The following is a 1,064-nucleotide window of genomic DNA, read 5'->3' on the forward strand; positions in this document are numbered from 1 at the left end:
ATCATGTCGGATCTGAGAACCCGCGATGAATTGCGTCTGGCGATGGCCGGCCCGCTGCGCATCGCGCGCCCCACCACGAACGATGCCGCGCGCCGGCTTGAACGCGGGCTTGTTCAGCGCCGGATTTTAAGCAGGATGCGCCGTGTCGCCGCGCTTGGCCTCTTTGTCGCGGCTGGGGGGTTTGCCAACGCCTATCTCGGTCCCCTGACTGTTACGGAGGTCATCGCGTCCGCACCGCCACCAGCCTATGTCGAGGATGCCGTGATGGCCCATAGAACGACCCAGGTCCGCGCGGCGATGTCCTCGCAGCCCGAGGTCCCAGAGTACGATCCCGAGGAAATTCGTGCGTCCACCGCAATCGTCATGCCGCAATTGCCGGCTGACTGGTATGTGACCGACGTCCAGGTGTTTCCGTCCAAATTCGGTCCGAGCGTCGAGATGGCGATCCGGACCAATGATTTCGATATGCTTTCGCTCTTCGCGGTTCGGCCGGGCTCGTTCGATGTCGTTCGGGCGTCTAGCGTTCATAAGGATGACGTCACAGCCGCATATTGGCAGGTCGGTGACGTCGCTTATGCCCTTGTGGCCAAAGCCAACACGCGCGATCTCGATCGGGCGGCAATCGCTCTGGCAGATACACTATACTAGTCGCAACTACTGATCCCAGAAACAGGAGCATTCACATGAAGACGCCAATTCCAGAATACGGCCTTGAAACTGCCCGCGGCCACGCCGGCGCCCTGATCGATGAGGGTCTGCGCCAGCACATGCTGCGCGTTTACAACTATATGGGCCTTGGCCTCGTCGTCACCGGCCTTGTCGCCTACATCGTCGGAACCACTCCGGCGCTTTACGTGCCGATCTTCTCGACGCCCCTCAAATGGGTGGTGATGCTGGCGCCATTGGCCTTTGTTTTCTTCTTTTCGTTCCGCATGCAATCGATGTCGGCAAGCGGCGCACAGACGATGTTCTGGGCTTTTTGTGCGGTCATGGGCCTGTCGCTGGCGTCGGTTTTCCTCGTGTTCACCGGCACCAGCATCGCGCGCACCTTCTTCATCGCCGCC

At 60.5% G+C, this 1,064-nt stretch carries 2 protein-coding genes; both read left to right on the forward strand.

The window, feature by feature from the left end:
• Positions 1-648 (forward strand): anti-sigma factor (locus tag MAXJ12_RS37730; protein ID WP_008838284.1); only part of this gene is annotated, 648 nt, incomplete at its 5' end.
• A gap of 35 nt (positions 649-683) precedes the next feature.
• A partial coding sequence (locus MAXJ12_RS22395) for a Bax inhibitor-1 family protein (RefSeq protein WP_008838285.1) occupies positions 684-1,064 on the forward strand: 381 nt, incomplete at its 3' end.

This window comes from Mesorhizobium alhagi CCNWXJ12-2 (genome assembly GCF_000236565.1).
Taxonomy (GTDB): Bacteria; Pseudomonadota; Alphaproteobacteria; order Rhizobiales; family Rhizobiaceae; genus Allomesorhizobium; species Allomesorhizobium alhagi.